The following is a 16,475-nucleotide window of genomic DNA, read 5'->3' as shown; positions in this document are numbered from 1 at the left end:
CTTTCGATCCCTTGAGCTTTACTCTTTTTTCTCCAACACCTGTTTTAACAAATCGCCTAAACTTGTGCCAAACGAATCATTCTCGGCACTATATTTTTTCAATAACGCCCGTTCCTTATGTCCTAGTTTTGTTTTTTTCTGCTCTTCAGCTTTTTCAATGACATTGCAAGGGCGGCATTGGAAGTAGACACCTGCTTTTCCTTCATGAATTTCCATTCGTTTTTTGCATTGTGGGCAGCGTCGGTTCGAAAGTTTTGGATCTTTTCGTTTTCGAAATCGGCATGCCATATTCGAGCATACAAGCATACGTCCTTCTTTTGTCGCCCGTTCTTTTAAAAACGACCCGCATTCTGGACACATTGAACCAGTTAAATTATGGGCACGGTACGTTCGATCGCTTTGTTTTATTTCCGTCACTAACCGCTCCGTTTGCTTGCGGATGTTTTGCAGGAACGTTTTCGGATCACCGTTTCCGCGGGCGATTGCTTCTAATTCTTTTTCCCACTTTGCGGTCAACTGTGGCGATTTTAATTCCTCGTTTACAAGTTCAATTAATTGTTTTCCTTTCGGTGTCGGGTAAAACCGCCCGTTTTTCCGCTCGACCGTTTCTGTTTCGATCAGGCGTTCAATAATGTCGGCGCGGGTCGCTGGCGTACCTAGTCCGTATTTTTCCATTTGTGACAACAAATCCGCTTCGGAATAGCGAAGAGGAGGTTCTGTCAGCATTTCTTTTTTCTCTAACCGAACGGACACCGGTTGTCCTTTTGTAAACGTAGGGAAAGCTACTTTTTCCTCTTGTTTTTCTAAAACGCGACGAAATCCTACGTTTACTACTTGTGTTTCACGCGCGATAAACGCTTCGCCAGCGATATCAAAAACAACATGAACCGTTTCGTATTCACAAGCTGGATAAAAAAGTGCTAAAAAGCGACGAGCAATTAAATCATATAGTTTTCGTTCATCAGCAGAAAGCTTGCCGATATCTAGTCGCTCTTCCGTCGGGATAATCGCATGGTGATCGGTTACTTTTTCATTATCAAATACCCGTCGAGCTATCACTTTTCCCTTATGTTTTAAAAGCGGAGCAATTTCGTCTCCATACCCAGATTTCATTGCCTCTAGTCGATCAAACATCGTGTTTTCCGTATCGGTCGTTAAGTAGCGCGAATCGGTGCGCGGATACGTGACGAGTTTATGCTGTTCATATAACCGCTGTAACACACTTGACGTTTTTTTCGCAGAAAAGCCAAATCGTTTGTTTGCGTCCCGTTGTAATTCAGTTAAGTCGTAAGGGAGCGGCTGTGACTCTTTTTTTGCTTTTCGTTCAATAGAAATAACGGTTGCTTGCTTGTTTTTTAGTTTTTCATATAGCTGTTCCGCCAGCTCTTTCGAAAAAATCCGCTTTTCCCCGTTTCGCTCTAAAGTAGCAACAACAGCACCAATGTTCGCATGAATTGTCCAATATGGTACCGGTTGAAACGACTGAATTTCTTTTTCTCGCTCAATCATCATTGCAAGCGTCGGTGTTTGGACACGACCTGCAGAAAGGGGTTCATTGTATTTGGTCGTTAGTGCTCTCGTCACGTTTAATCCAATCAACCAATCTGCTTCTGCCCGGCAAACAGCTGATTCATATAAACGATCAAACTGTTTTCCTGGTTTTAAATGTTGAAACCCGTCGCGAATCGCATGGTCGGTTTGCGACGAAATCCAAAGGCGAAGGAGCGGTTTTTTCCAACCGATTTTTTGCAAAATCCACCGTGCGACAAGTTCGCCTTCCCGTCCGGCGTCGGTGGCAATGATGCAGTTTTTAATGTCTGGGCGTTTTGCAAGTGTCTCAATGCCCCGAAATTGATGGCTCGTTTGTCGAATGATGTTGAGGCCCATTTTTTCTGGGATAATCGGTAAATCTTCTAGTCGCCACGTTTTATATGTTGGATTATAATGCTCGGGCATTTTTAATTCGATTAAATGCCCAAGCGCCCATGTGACAATATATTTCGGTCCTTCCAAGTAATGTTTATGTTGTTCCCGACAGCCAAGCACGCGAGCAATTTCTCTTGCCACGCTCGGCTTTTCGGCAAGAACAAGTGATTTCATCCTATTTTCCTCCTAAGCATAAGACTACTTGTTCAGTATAGCGAAAAGGGGAGAGGTTTGGAAATAAGAAAAGAACATGCACCCATCCATTAATGGCTCATACGATAGAGTGAGGAAAAACAGGGGGGCTTTCATCATGGATGAACAAAGCAATATAAGGTTTATGAAGGACCTTGAAAAAGCCATTAATGGGGAGTATAGTGCGATTCATTGTTATGCAACATTAGCTAATTTGGCAACAGAGGAAAGTATCCGAAAACAAATTCTTGAAATTCGGCAAGATGAAATTAAACATTTCCAACAGTTCGAGTATATTTATATGAGTTTGACCGGAAGACGACCTCAACCGAAAATGATTGAAAGATGCCCAAATGATTATAAAAATGGACTAGAATTAGCATTACAAGATGAACAAAAAACCGTCGATTTTTATTTAGAAATTGCGGACTATACAACGAACCCGTATATAAAAGAAGTATTTCGGCGCGCGGCGGCTGATGAACAAAATCACGCTGTTTGGTTTGTATACTATTTTTCCAAAGCTGAATAACAAGAGGGCAGAATAAAACCTGCCTTCTTTCATATTCATTTTTTAGTTTACATAACATAAATTATAGGAAGTTAAATGAATTATATCTCATATAATAAGTAAACTTTTGTTTTTGAGACGAAAGAAAAAATTATAAGCCACAGCTACTCATGGATATGTTAGTAACTAGCTGCGGCTTATGATGAAACAAACACTATAAATCATAAATCCGTCCTTTCTTATGTCGTTTATGCGATATCTTCATTATAGTAGCGAACACCTTTGTATTGAATACGGATCGGGATTTGTTTTTCTCGTTCATACTGACGACATAATTTTTTCGCTTTTATGCACGCATCCATCATACCATCTGCAATAATGGCTTCTTCCCATATAACTGGTTGTTGATGGTGTGTACTAAAAGTGAAAATGTACTGTTTCATATAAATCCTCCTTTCTTTTTTCTTTTGTATATCTTCGTATATCTTCAAATATTCATTCCGATTATTATTATAATGTAAACCTGTATTACAAAAAAGATTGAAACTGTTACAACATTGTAAACTTTTACAATGGATTGTGTAAATAAAAAACAAGCCTAAGGAAACCTTAGACTTGTCCTATTTAATTTGAGTTCTAATTTGAGTTCAAACTTATTTCCCCACAGCTTTTTTCACTTGTGCTTCTTGACGAGTTGGCCAACATTCAACACCTTTTAACCCCTCAATATCGTCAGCATAAAATACAGGATCTTCTCCGCGTTTACGTTTCGCCATATAGTCATCAAGTGCTTTAAATGCAATACGACCAAGTAAACCAATCGCTACTAAGTTTGTTAACGCCATAAGCGCCATCGCTAAGTCAGCTAAATCCCAAACAATTTGTAAGCTAGCAAGCGCTCCGAAAATAACCATCCCAATAGCTAGCACACGGTAAACGAATAATGCTGTTTTTCCTTTGCTAATAAACTCAATGTTTGCTTCACCATAGTAATAACTTCCGATGATCGAGCTGAAAGCAAACATGAAAATAGCTGCCGATAAGAAGATACCTGCCCAAGAACCGAAGTGTTCAGAGAGCGCTGCTTGTGTTAATTCAATTCCAACAAGTTCACCTGTTTTATACGTATCTGATAATAAAATGATAAATGCTGTAGCACTACATACAAGTAACGTATCGAAAAACACCCCTAACGCTTGAATAAAGCCTTGTTTCACAGGGTGTGATACAGTTGCGGTCGCGGCTGCATTTGGTGCACTACCCATACCAGCTTCATTGGAGAACAATCCACGTTTTACTCCCATCATAATTGCGGCACCCATACCACCACCAACAACTTGTTCTAAGCCGAAAGCACTTTTGAAAATTAAAGCAATAACCGCTGGAATTTCAGTAATGTTTGTTACCATCACATACAACGCTAATCCGATGTAGAAAAACGCCATGATCGGAACGATAATTTCAGAGAAACGAGCAATGCGTGTAACTCCTCCGAAAATAATTACTGCTGTTAATGCCGCTAAAAGGAAAGCGGTTACATATGGATTCAAGCTAAATGAATTTTTAAATGCTGTGGCAATCGTATTACTTTGTACAGCGTTAAATGTTAGTCCAAAGCTAGCGATAATTGTAAAAGCGAAAATCGTGCTCATCCAACGCGCGCCCAATTGTTTTTCCATATAGTATCCTGGACCGCCTTTAAAACCAACATCGCTTTTTACTTTAAAAATTTGTGCTAATGTGCTTTCAACAAACGCACTCGCTCCACCTAAAATCGCAACAAGCCACATCCAAAATACAGCTCCTGGGCCACCAATTGCTAGAGCCATGGCAACCCCAGCAACGTTACCTGTTCCGATACGTGTAGCAGCACCGATAAAAAACGCTTGAAGTGAAGAAATCTCAGTATCCCCTTTTCCTTCAGGAGATTTTTCTTTTAAAACGCGGAACATTTCTCCAATCAAACGAATTTGTGCAAATTTTGTCCCGATTGTGAAATATAAACCGAGACCAAGTAACAAGCCGATAATAACATAAGACCAAAGAATGTTGTTTAGAAATCCGACTACTTGATTAATGAGCTCCATACACTTCCTCCTTAAAAATGAATAATTAAGATAATTAGTAAGATTATTAATCTTGTAATAGTATTATCTGAAAATTAAAATTATGCGTCAATAGTAAAAAATAGAAAAACGAATACATTTTACAGCGTTAAAGGAACAAAATTGAAAATAAATTATTTTTATATATTATTTCAAAACAATCTTAATAACAAGTTTTTTATTTTCTCACATACTATTCAAATACAATCTTTTTTTAAAAAAATTTTTTGTTAACTAAAAAATTTTTTAAATTAACATAAAAACACCCGTCATCCTGGGTGTTTTTACAATTTGTATAACAATAATTTTTTTAGTAAAGGGGCTAAAAATGTCGGTAACTGTTCTACATTTGGAACAATTACATGATAATGTCCATATATATTTTCAATCGTTTTTTGTTGACTTTCGGTAATTATCCCCTCTGCTAAAAACACATTTACTACCTCAATTCCTAATTTTCTCGCTTCTATAACCGCTTCGTGCGTATCTACAATCCCGTTCTGATCATATCCGAAAGCAGCTGGTTCTCCATCAGAAAAAACAAGCAAAAATTTTTGTTTTTCATTTCTTTTCTGTAACTCTTCTGTCATTAATCGAATAGCTAAACCATCACGGTTATCTTCTTGAGGCTCTAGTTGCATAATTTTTGCTCCATGATCTTTTCTTAGAGAATCATCAAAATCAATAACGATTTGAAAATAGTTAGGTTGATAAGATGCTGTGGCTTCGTTCGTATCCTCCCAAAAACCAACGATTTTATGTGGAACTCGCAACGCTTTAAGGGATTCATGAAATAAAACAATTCCTCTTTTTGTTTCTTCCATTTTGTCATACATTGAGGCAGAACAATCGACAAGCAAAACAAAAACAGCATCTAACAACGGAGATGTTTCGTGTTTTTTATAAAATAAACGCGGATGTTCCTCCGTAAAAAAGCGTAGTAGCTTTTTATTTAAACGTCCTGCATGTAAATCTGTACGGGGGTGTATTTTTTTATGTTCAAGCACTTTTTCAATGGATCGTGTCAATTTTTTTTGATACGGTGCAATTGCTTCTCGGTCACATTCATACTGTTTCATTTGCTCGATTGTCGGTGGCAAGGCATCCACAAATATCGGCCTAACGTAACGATTTTCTTTGCCATATTCGTGCTCCGAACGCCCAAAAAGTCCTTGGCGCTGCTCTTGTTGTTCTAGATGTGTATAATCGTTACGCGTCGTTTTTTGTGACGAACCATGTACAATTCCAAGTGCTTGATCTCCCGCTTCTCCTTGCCGAACCCCTTCCCCGAGTAAGTCAGTCTGTGAACCTTGTTCGAGATCAAACTGTAAAAAACTATCCGTCATATCGCTCGTTTCACGATGCCATGTATACATCGTCTCTTGAAAAATATTTTCATCTTCCGACTTTTTATCAAGTACGTCATAATTTTTCAATGGATCTTTGCGACGAATATCCTCCAGATCTTCTTGTTGGTCAACGTAAATATACTCCGGGAGATGAAAATATGTGTTTAACATATCAGCATCTAACAATTCATCTAACACATCTATCATGGTAAGTACAATACGTGCAATATGCGCGGTCGATTTTGCATCATATACATTTCGTATTTCACGCTCAACAAATGGAAGAGCTAAGCGTAAACGTTCAGGAAGAAAAATATCGTGTACGGGTTGCTCCGCTGTTAGTAGTAAATATAAATAATTAAACAGCGCATCTGTATAAACACTTTTTGTCATATTTACATTCCATTGTGTTTCGAAATAATGTCGATATACATGTTTCCGAATAGCAAACGCTTTTTTTGTACCAGGACGTACATACCGACATATATCTTCCAATCGTATATCTTCAAGTAATACGAACAACTGTTTAGCAAAGCTCGGAATAGAATATGCTTTTATTTGATGAAGAAAAAGAAGAATATCTTTGTCATTTGTATTATAAAAGTTTCCAATCGTTCGCAAAAACAAATCACTTTTTAATCCGTATACGTACTGCTCTTTTGGGCGGTTATCCCAAAAATGACTAACAATCACTTTTTTATGCTGTCGATCAAGATACGACTGGTATCCAAACTCGAGTTCCATTTGTTCATCTTTTGTTAATGTTTTCACTAAATCAGATAGCTCCATAAACAAAAAAGAATCGATTTTTTTATCATTAAACATAATAAAACGATTCATGTAGCCACCCTCATTCATCAAACAACGTTTCGGCTAAGTTGCGCACCGCAGCTTTTTCCCGGTCGTCTTCTAATTTCTCGACAATGGCTCGTTCAATGGCACGTCGTGGTGGAATGTACACCGCTAAATCGCAAGCATCGATTAACGCTCGAATGGAAGCTGCTTCTTCTGATACAAATCCTTGCTGCACTTGAACAATTAAATCCGCTGACAGTGTAACAAAACGATTTAATAATGTTTCATTTGTTAACTTCGTTTGCTGTTGTAAAATACGTTTTAATGTCTCCCCTTGAACATATGGTACATCAATGATAACAAAGCGATTTTTTAATGCTTCATTTAGAGGAACTGTTCCCACATATCCTTCATTAATTGCCGCAATGACACCAAAAGTTGATTTTGCTTTGACGACTTCAGCAGTAAACGGATTTGTAATCATTTTTCGATAATCGAGCACCCCATTTAAAATCGGTAACGTCTCTGGTTTAGCCATATTAATTTCATCGATATACAACAGATGTCCTTTTGTCATCGCTTGAATAACAGGCCCTGGGATAAATTCAATCGTCGCTTGTCCATGTGTTTGTTGAATGGTCTTAAAGCCAAGCATCGCCTCAGCATCTAAATCAATCGAACAATTGATGCTATGCATCGGCTGTCCAAAGAAAAGCGATAACGTTTCGGCTAATTTTGTTTTCCCTGATCCTGTTGGCCCCTTTAACAACACATTTTTTCCTAACGCTAAGGCGATGATTGCGTCATATATAATAGACTCATGAGCGGGGGTGTATGCAATATGTTCAACTTGTTCATTTATTTCATTTTTAAACATCTCTCTTCTTTTTTTAACGATCTCTTCAATTGTTTCAGGAAGCGTGAGTGATTGTGTATAAATCATGATGTCATTCCTTTCTATGTTTTGTACGTACGTATTGTACAAAAAATAAACGAATTTGTACAAATGAAAGATATGTTTAACATAATTATATTATGTTAACAATCAAATGAAAAAGGGAGCCACTCGGCATTATCGACTTTTGACGAGTAGCTCAACTGCCTCCTGAATGAGTTTTTCGCTTTCTAGTGATCCTGTTTCTACATCTTTGCGAATGCAACGCTCTAAATTAGCACTTACAACAACCGCGATGGCGCGATCAACAGCACTACGAATAGCTGACAACTGAGCAACTACTTCTTTACAATCCTTTTGTTCATCCATCATTTTAAGCACACCACGAACTTGTCCTTCAATCCGTTTTAAACGGTTCTTTACTTGATTATCATATGTCATATTCATCAAACTCCTTTTCATATACCCTTATCAGTATATTAAATGAAACATGATTGTTTTGTCAACTAAAATTATCTTTAATCGCTTTACGAATAAGCGCTTCACAACGATCTAGTTCTGTTTTTAATTGTCTCTTATACAGTTGGGCTTTTTTATATCCTTCCTCGGTGAAACGATAATAAACGACCTCTTGATATTTCATTCCTTCTTTTTTCTTTTTTACTTGTTCTAAAATTCCATCTTCGATTAAATCATGTAGCGCTTTGTATACCTCCGAATGATTTGGACGATATCCAAATGGCTGAAACTCTTCACGAAGCACATCTAACAGTTTTAATCCATACAATCGTTCTTGTTCAGTTAAAGTAATTAAATATAACTTTAAAAATGCACGTTGTTTTAATAAAAATCCGCTTGGTTTTCTTTTCTCACTCATCCTTTCTCCTCCTTTCACATGACACATTCTTTACTAAAAAGAAAAATCCTTCTCTATTTCCATTATAATTGAACATTTTTATTTTTATTCAGTTTTTATTTAGAACATAGTTTTATTATGTAAATTCTAAAAAAAAAGAAGGGATTCCCCCTCCTTCATTTGAACACAATCGTTTTATTTTCATGAATAATTACACGATCTTCTAAGTGCCACTTTAGTGCACGAACAAGAACAGTTTTTTCAATCATACGTCCAATTCGTTTTAAGTCTTCTACATGATGTTTATGATCGACTCGCTCGACGTCTTGTTCAATAATTGGTCCTTCGTCTAAATCATCTGTTACATAATGAGAAGTAGCACCGATCAACTTCACCCCACGCCGATAAGCTTGTTCATATGGTCGAGCACCAATAAACGCTGGTAAAAACGAATGATGAATATTAATGATTCGCGCTGGAAACGTCGCAACAAAACGAGGTGACAAAATTTGCATATAACGGGCAAGCACAATCACATCAATATCGTATTCCTTTAACAACTGTATTTGTTTTTCTTCCGCTTCCTGTTTTGTTTCTTTTGTCACAGGTATGTAATAGTACGGAATTCCAAACGACTCCACTATTTCTCTCATGTGCTCATGATTGCTGATAACTAGTGCGAAATCTGCAAGTAACTCTCCCGCTTGCCACTCCCATAATAATTCTAATAAACAATGTTCTTCCTTTGAAACAAATATGGCCACTTTTTTCATATGCGTATGTAAACTCAATCGCCATTTCATTTCAAACTGTTGCGCTATTGTTGCAAATTCTCCTTCTATCGCTTCTTTTCTTTTCGATATATTTGGGGCGTCGAACTCGATTCGTAAAAAAAATGTACCACCTTCAGGATCTGTCGAATATTGACTCGACTCCACAATATTGGCCCCTTGTTCATACAGAAAAGTGGTAACGGCTGCCACAATCCCTGGTTGATCTGGACATGAAATAAGTAACCTTGCCCGATCTTCATATTTGTCCATAAACTTTTGGACATGTTTTTGTTGAAAATACATTGTAACTCCCCCCGTAAACAGAAAAATGAGATAAAATAATAGCATTTATTATAACAAATAAAAAAATAGTCGAGAACATATCCCGACTATTTTTTACTTATTCAATATTTTTCTTACTCCAAACGCCCCTTTCCACGCAGGAGTAAACTGTTTATTAGATGAAAGATATGTGTATAACGCGCCCATAAATAATGAGCCACCAACGATATTCCCAAGCGTTACAGGTACGATGTTATGGATCATTCCTGCCACATGAATCGTATCTGGGTGTTGAACAGCCAAAGCAAGTGAAAAAATAACAAAGTTTGCAATAGAGTGTTCATATCCAGAAGCAAAAAAGACAAAAACAATTAAAATCATCGCAAATATTTTTGCGATATCTTCTTTCATTTGCATCGGAATAAAAATAGCTAAACAAACAAGCCAGTTACACAAAATCCCTTTGACAAACAGTTGTGTCGTTGTTGCATGCATTTTTTTCAATGCAATCGCAAATAGTAAATGATCCGTCGGAATATCGTGAAAAATACCCGACTGTGCGATTAAAAAGGCAAAGAAAATCGCACCAAGCAAGTTCCCACCATAACACATTATCCAGTTGAGAAGCGTATCTCCGATCGTTGTTTCTTTTTGAAGCGTACTCACAGTAAAATACATTGTATTCCCTGTAAATAACTCTGCCCCTCCGTACATAATAAGAACAAGGGCAATACCGAAAAAGATGCCACTTACTAAATATGTTGCTGGTGAATGTGTCTCGTAAAAATATTGACCCAAACGAACACAAAGAATAAGAGCAAACCCGATATATACACCTGCTAAAGCAGCACGAATCACGTATTGAAGCGGTGATTTTTGCAAAATGGATCGCTTCTTTAATGCGAGCTCTTTACATGTCTGTAAAGCTTCCATTGTTTTCTCACTTCTCTTTCTTTTTTTGTGATGTTTTTCACACTTATCCTACTCCTCTTTTTTCTGTTTTTCAATGCATTTGTGTAAATGTTAAAAGAACTGTCAACACTTTATTTTTGTAAACGTTTGCGAATAAAATGGCTATTGCAATTTTTTTACCTGCTGTTCTCATCCTTTGCAAACTCATGCACAAATGTATTAATATAAAAAAGGTGCAAAATACATTGTTAGAGGAGGAAGCTATGAACTATATAAAAGAGCAAAATGGACAGCTATGGTTAACAGAAGATGAGCGTGAAAATTTAAAAATTAGTTATCGTATTAAAGAGATCATTTACTCAGAACGTTCACCATTTCAACATGTGATGATTTTAGACTCATATGACTTCGGAAGAATGCTTGTGCTTGATGGAGTTGTACAAACGACTTCTATTGATGGACATATTTACAATGAGATGATTACACATGTTCCTCTTTCTCTTCATCCGTCGCCAAAAAAAGTTTTAATTATTGGTGGGGGCGATTGTGGTGCAGCTCGTGAAGTGGCGAAATATGAAGAGGTAGAAGAAATACATCTCGTCGAAATCGATGAACTTGTTGTTCAAGCTTGTAAAGAACATTTACCTGAAGTATCGGGAAATCTTTCAGATCCACGTGTGCAGTATGTATATAAAGATGGTGTTCAATTCGTTAAAGATCACGTGAATACGTACGATGTCATTATCATTGACTCATCTGATCCCATTGGCCCTGCCCAAGTATTGTTTGAGTACGATTTTTATAAAAGTGTGCATGAAGCACTCAAGGAAGATGGAATGATGGTTTGTCAAAGTCAATCGCCAATTTTCCATATGGACGTATTAAAACAAACATATGCAAATATTCGTCATTTATTCCCACACGTTCACGTATATACGGCTACTGTTCCAACTTATCCTGGTGGGCTATGGAGCTTTACTCTTGGCGCAAAACAAGCTGTTTCATTTGAGCGCCTTACCACATTCGCAAAACAAACGAAATACGCAAATGCTGATGTATTAAACCAATGCTTTTGTCTTCCACAATTTATGAAAGAACATCTTCAATCGTAGTCGGAATGATTCTGACTACGATTGTTGACGAATAAGAAGAGTGCCCATATGCGTGTGAAAGTTGTTTTACAATGCATAGAAACTGGCAATTGTAACTACATAACAACTAAAAATAAACGCAACAAGCCAGAGCGGATAAAATTAAAAAAATATTGTCCCCGTCTCAAGCGCCGTACATTACATCGTGAAACAAAATAATGGGGCTGACTCAAAAGCCCCATTTTTGATTAAATTTCACCGAGGTATGTGAAATAGACCACCTCTGAAACCCTTGGTTTTACTAGGTTTTAGTGGTGGTCTATTTTTCCATATTGTCCTATACAGGAGCATTACCGCTCTTTTGAGCCCACACCATTATTTTCAATGCAAATGAATGCGCCGCGCAAAATCAACGAATCGAAATTTATCAAGACGATGACGGGACTCTGTATATTGAAACAAACTCGCATCGTCTAAATAAACGTAATTTCGTACAACGACAACGTGTGTATATTGTTTTAAGTTTAAATACATACGATCTTCTTCTGTGCATTCTTCCACAAAAAATTCTTTTTTCGCAAAGCTAATTTTTAATTGCAATTCCTTCTCCAAATATTCATAAATGGACCGCGCACATATATCTTTAGACAAAAACGGAACAAATTTTTTATTAAAAAAGTCTTTATCTAAAATAATGCGTTCACCTTCAATTTCTCGCACGCGCACAACTTTCCAAATATCTTCTCGTGCTGTGACATGAAGATGTTTTTTTAACACTTCATCAGGCTTGACCATTTCAAGCTGCTCAACAATTGTCCGCGATGGCTTTCCAAGCTTTTGTGCCAATTCCTTAAAACTAATCAACCCCGAAATCGGGAAATCAAATTTACGTACATCTAATACAATGGAACCTTTTCCTTTAATTTTTTGAATATATCCATGCTCTGAAAGTAAATTGAGCGCCTTTCGAATCGTTTCTCGCGATGTTTCATATTGTTCAACAAGTTGATTTTCAGAAGGAATTTTCATCCCTGGTTTAAAAATTCCTTTTTCAATTTTTGATAATAAGTCATTGTAAATCGATAAATATTTATTTTCGCTCATTGTTTATCACCGAAAAATATTTTACCATTATTTTTTCAAGTAATAAACAATGGATTCATATGGACGTAACGTCATTTGCTTAAATTCATTTGGTGAATCATCGTAGTTTGATAATAAAACTTGACTTGTATATTCACTTATATCTATATGTTTTGGCCATTCAAAAACCGTTTCTTGTCCGTAAAAATTATTAATCACAACAAGTTTTTCATCGTTTCCGTTGCGAATATATGCAAAAATGGACGGATGATCTCCTAAAATAAGTTCGTAGTCTCCTGTTGTAATGATGTCGTATTGTTTACGCAATTGAATGAGTTTTTGGTAATGATAAAAAATAGATGTTGGATCTTGCAATGCTTGTTGAACATTAATTTCTCTATAGTTATTCGCGACAGAAATCCAAGGCGTCCCTGTTGTAAAGCCTGCATGCTGCTCATCGCTCCATTGCATCGGTGTTCGAGAGTTGTCACGAGATTTTCGCTGTAAAATATGCAATACCTCTTGTTCACTTTTTCCTTGCTCTTTTAATATTCGGTACATATTTAATGATTCGACATCCCGATAGTCATCAATTCGTACAAATTTTGGATCGGTCATTCCGATTTCTTCACCTTGATAAATATAAGGAGTTCCTTGCATCATATGAATCGTTGTTGCTAACATTTTTGCAGATTCTTTATGATACCGTACATCATCACCATAACGAGAGACGATGCGTGGCTGGTCATGATTGCACCAAAATAAAGCGTTCCATCCACCGCCTTTATGCATATTCACTTGCCATTCTGATAAAATCTTTTTTAATTGTAGAAAGTCAAAATCAGCAACTGCCCACTTTTCCCCATTTGGATAATCGACTTTTAAATGATGAAAATTAAACGTCATATTCAGTTCATGACGATCAGGATTTGTATATAAAATACAATGATCAATTGTCGTTGATGACATCTCCCCTACTGTCATCATATCGTACTTCGAAAACACTTCTCGATTCATTTCTTGCAAAAATTCATGAATGCGTGGACCATCTGTATAATATTTTCTACCGTCACCCGGAGGAGTTGAACCATCATCGTCTAAAAATCGTTGATCTTTCGAAATTAAATTAATAACATCTAAACGGAAGCCGTCTACTCCTTTTTGTAACCAAAAATGCATCATATCGTATACACGCTTGCGTACTTCTTCGTTTTCCCAATTCAAATCAGCTTGTGTAACATCGAACAAGTGTAAATAGTACTGCCCTGTTTGTTCATCATATTCCCAAGCAGAGCCTCCAAATTTCGATTGCCAATTGTTCGGCTCATCTCTCCAAATGTAAAAATGACGATACGGGTTATCTTTCGATGAACGCGCTTGTTTGAACCATTCATGATCTGTTGATGTATGATTTACAACGATATCCATTACAATTTTTATGTTGCGCTTATGCGCTTCTTCAATAAGTTTTTCAAAGTCTTCCATTGTACCGTATGGCTCGTAAATTCGATAATAGTCGCTTATATCATATCCATTATCACGCTGCGGAGATTCGTAGATCGGGGTGAGCCAGATGGCATCAACCCCGAGAGTTTGTAAATAATCGAGTTTTTCTATAACTCCTTGCAAGTCACCAATTCCGTCACCGTTTGTATCTTTAAAACTCTTTGGATAAATTTGATACACGACCGCTGTTTTCCACCATGGATGCATATTACTTACCGCCTTTCGTTTTTGCCAAGATGTATGTCAATGTAAACGGAACGATAAGCACAATGGCCATACCGATGAAAAACGGTACCCACTTGTCAGGGAAGATCGATAAAAAGCCAGGAAGTCCACCAACACCAATAGAAGATGCCCGTACTTTATTGATCGTAATAAAAATCCCTGCCGTTGCCGAACCAATTAAAGCTGAAATAAATGGATAGCGGAATCGTAAGTTTACACCAAACATCGCTGGTTCTGTAATACCTAAATAAGCAGATACAGCCGATGTAAAAGATAAGCCTTTTAATTTTTCATCTTTTGTAGCGAACATCATCGCAAGTGCTGCGGAACCTTGGGCGATATTCGATAACGCAAGCATTGGCCATAAAAATGTTCCACCTGTACTACCGATCAGTTGTAAGTCTACCGCTAAAAACGTATGGTGCATTCCTGTAACAACGAGAACAGCGTATAATCCTCCGTATACAAGTCCACCTAATGCAGCAAAACGATCAAATAGCGAGACAAGACCATCTGTTAAAGCGTTCGCAATGCCGAATGTCACAGGGCCAATAGCGATGAAAGAAATAAATCCTGTCAAAAGCAAGGCAATTGGAGCAACAAGCAACAACTGAAACGCCTCTGGAATACGTTTTTTCAAAAATATTTCTAATTTCGCTAACACATATGATGAAATTAAAATCGGTAACACTTGACCTTGATAACCGATTTTTTGAATATCAAATCCAAATAAATTCCAATACGGCACTGTTCCTTCTTGCACGGCGGAAGCGTATGCCCATGCATTTAATAATGATGGATGAACAAGCATAAGGCCAAGAACAATTCCAAGCAACTCGCTTCCACCAAATTTTTTTACTGCTGACCAACCAATTAATCCCGGTAAAAAGACGAACGCTGTATTAGCAATTAAGTTAATCATATCAGCAAAATCGCGCCATTGTTCATGAACATCAACAATCGATTTTTCTTCATAAAAAATTCCTGAACCTGTTAAAATGTTGTTAATCCCCATCAGTAAGCCGGCTGTGACGATGGCAGGTAAAATGGGAATAAAAATATCAGCTAACGTTTTAATGGCACGTTGTAACGGATTTAACTTTTTTTCCGCGGCATCTTTAATTTCTTGCTTCGTTGCTCGACCAATACCAGTCGTTTCAATCATTTCGTTGTATACTTTATCAACTAATCCTTGCCCGATCACGACCTGGAACTGACCGTTTACTGAAAATGAACCTTTAACAATATCAATGCTTTCTAGCGCTTCTTTATCCACTTTCCCTTCATCTTTTAACGCAAAACGAAGACGTGTGACACAATGTGTAGCTGCGATAATATTCTCTTTCCCACCAACTGCTTGAACAATTTGTTCCACAGATTGTCGCATCATTTATTCCTCCTCAGTTAAAGCGTTTACAACACACAAACTTGTATATACAAGTTTGTGTGTTGTCTTTATTCTAACTTGTATATACAAGTTAGTCAAGCGCTTTCAAATAATTTTCAAAGAAAAAAGATGCCCGGGTGGACATCTTTTTCACATTTAATTACTTTCCTTTTTTCGTGCATACATCGCCGCATGTCTCTTGATTTCACCAATTAATGACATTTCTTCTTGCTTTGAAATCTCTAATGAAAGACCATATTGAAACTCATTTGCGTATGCTTTTTTCCAAATTACAATGCCTCGAACGGCTATTGGTTGATCAACAATCGTAAACTGTAACTCCACTTCGAGTTCACCTTTTGCAGAGTCAATCGGTAAATTTAAATTTGTCTCCAGTCGAACGCCGCGTGGACTAATATCGTGAATTTCAGCTACTCCTTTATCTGTTTCGACTTCTCGTTCACCAATGCGTGTAATACGAAACGTACATGGAAGTGGTTGACCAAACTGATATCGAAAAGGCTCTTGACGTTTAAATCTCATCATAAATCCCCCACACACAAACTATACCTTTTTCAATATAATTG

Annotated in this window: 16 protein-coding genes; 3 read left to right on the top strand and 13 right to left on the bottom strand. The window is 37.2% G+C overall.

Annotated features, from left to right (window positions below; genetic code table 11):
- Positions 1-18: 18 nt before the first annotated feature.
- On the bottom strand, positions 19-2,100 hold the full coding sequence (locus HNR43_RS09350) for a DNA topoisomerase III (protein WP_183243298.1): 2,082 nt from the start codon (positions 2,098-2,100) through the stop codon (positions 19-21).
- A 136-nt stretch (positions 2,101-2,236) separates the two neighbouring features.
- Here HNR43_RS09350 and HNR43_RS09345 point away from each other — a divergent pair, with 136 nt between their 5' ends.
- Positions 2,237-2,650 carry a ferritin-like domain-containing protein gene (locus HNR43_RS09345; protein ID WP_246346290.1) on the top strand — a complete coding sequence of 138 codons (414 nt, stop codon included), beginning with the start codon at positions 2,237-2,239 and terminating at the stop codon, positions 2,648-2,650.
- A gap of 227 nt (positions 2,651-2,877) precedes the next feature.
- Here HNR43_RS09345 and HNR43_RS09340 read toward each other — a convergent pair whose 3' ends face one another.
- From HNR43_RS09340 to HNR43_RS09305, 8 genes are all read right to left on the bottom strand, one after another.
- On the bottom strand, positions 2,878-3,072 hold the full coding sequence (locus tag HNR43_RS09340) for a hypothetical protein (RefSeq protein WP_183243296.1): 195 nt from the start codon (positions 3,070-3,072) through the stop codon (positions 2,878-2,880).
- Positions 3,073-3,282: 210 nt separating this feature from the next.
- Positions 3,283-4,716 carry an alanine/glycine:cation symporter family protein gene (locus HNR43_RS09335; RefSeq protein ID WP_183243294.1) on the bottom strand — a complete coding sequence of 478 codons (1,434 nt, stop codon included), beginning with the start codon at positions 4,714-4,716 and terminating at the stop codon, positions 3,283-3,285.
- A gap of 302 nt (positions 4,717-5,018) precedes the next feature.
- The gene (locus tag HNR43_RS09330) at positions 5,019-6,923 is read right to left on the bottom strand and encodes a vWA domain-containing protein (RefSeq protein WP_183243293.1); all 1,905 of its coding nucleotides are present in this window, start codon (positions 6,921-6,923) and stop codon (positions 5,019-5,021) included.
- A gap of 10 nt (positions 6,924-6,933) precedes the next feature.
- Complete coding sequence (locus tag HNR43_RS09325; RefSeq protein WP_425486535.1) at positions 6,934-7,755, bottom strand: AAA family ATPase; 822 nt, start codon at positions 7,753-7,755, stop codon at positions 6,934-6,936.
- Positions 7,756-7,950: 195 nt separating this feature from the next.
- Positions 7,951-8,214: a metal-sensitive transcriptional regulator gene (locus HNR43_RS09320; RefSeq protein ID WP_043966402.1), complete on the bottom strand. Its 264-nt coding sequence runs from the start codon at positions 8,212-8,214 to the stop codon at positions 7,951-7,953.
- A 61-nt stretch (positions 8,215-8,275) separates the two neighbouring features.
- Positions 8,276-8,650 (bottom strand): replication termination protein, encoded by a 375-nt coding sequence (locus HNR43_RS09315; RefSeq protein WP_003397201.1) that lies wholly within the window; start codon positions 8,648-8,650, stop codon positions 8,276-8,278.
- A 155-nt stretch (positions 8,651-8,805) separates the two neighbouring features.
- A complete protein-coding gene (purU, locus tag HNR43_RS09310; RefSeq protein WP_183243289.1) occupies positions 8,806-9,705 on the bottom strand; it encodes a formyltetrahydrofolate deformylase in 900 nt (299 codons plus the stop codon).
- Between the two features lie 93 nt (positions 9,706-9,798).
- Positions 9,799-10,617 (bottom strand): formate/nitrite transporter family protein, encoded by an 819-nt coding sequence (locus tag HNR43_RS09305; RefSeq protein WP_183243287.1) that lies wholly within the window; start codon positions 10,615-10,617, stop codon positions 9,799-9,801.
- 242 nt (positions 10,618-10,859) lie between these two features.
- Between HNR43_RS09305 and speE the strand changes: the two genes are divergently transcribed.
- A complete protein-coding gene (gene speE, locus HNR43_RS09300) occupies positions 10,860-11,708 on the top strand; it encodes a polyamine aminopropyltransferase (RefSeq protein ID WP_183243285.1) in 849 nt (282 codons plus the stop codon).
- A gap of 48 nt (positions 11,709-11,756) precedes the next feature.
- Positions 11,757-11,906, top strand: coding sequence for a 50S ribosomal protein L33 (gene rpmG, locus HNR43_RS09295; protein ID WP_183243283.1), 150 nt, complete (start codon positions 11,757-11,759; stop codon positions 11,904-11,906).
- A gap of 162 nt (positions 11,907-12,068) precedes the next feature.
- On the opposite strand, the gene treR is transcribed toward rpmG, so the two are convergent.
- The 4 genes from treR to HNR43_RS09275 all read right to left on the bottom strand — a co-directional run bounded on the left by treR (position 12,069) and on the right by HNR43_RS09275 (position 16,431).
- Positions 12,069-12,791 carry a trehalose operon repressor gene (gene treR / locus HNR43_RS09290; protein WP_183243281.1) on the bottom strand — a complete coding sequence of 241 codons (723 nt, stop codon included), beginning with the start codon at positions 12,789-12,791 and terminating at the stop codon, positions 12,069-12,071.
- A gap of 27 nt (positions 12,792-12,818) precedes the next feature.
- The gene (gene treC / locus HNR43_RS09285) at positions 12,819-14,483 is read right to left on the bottom strand and encodes an alpha,alpha-phosphotrehalase (RefSeq protein WP_183243279.1); all 1,665 of its coding nucleotides are present in this window, start codon (positions 14,481-14,483) and stop codon (positions 12,819-12,821) included.
- A 1-nt stretch (position 14,484) separates the two neighbouring features.
- Complete coding sequence (treP, locus tag HNR43_RS09280; RefSeq protein ID WP_183243277.1) at positions 14,485-15,888, bottom strand: PTS system trehalose-specific EIIBC component; 1,404 nt, start codon at positions 15,886-15,888, stop codon at positions 14,485-14,487.
- Between the two features lie 156 nt (positions 15,889-16,044).
- Positions 16,045-16,431, bottom strand: a complete 387-nt coding sequence (locus HNR43_RS09275; protein WP_246346289.1) for a PilZ domain-containing protein — start codon at positions 16,429-16,431, stop codon at positions 16,045-16,047.
- Positions 16,432-16,475 lie beyond the last annotated feature (44 nt).

Source organism: Anoxybacillus mongoliensis, from assembly GCF_014201515.1.
Lineage (GTDB): Bacteria > Bacillota > Bacilli > Bacillales > Anoxybacillaceae > Anoxybacillus > Anoxybacillus mongoliensis.
The sequence above is the reverse complement of the archived record's forward strand: the minus strand, read 5'-3'. Positions and strand labels throughout refer to the sequence as shown.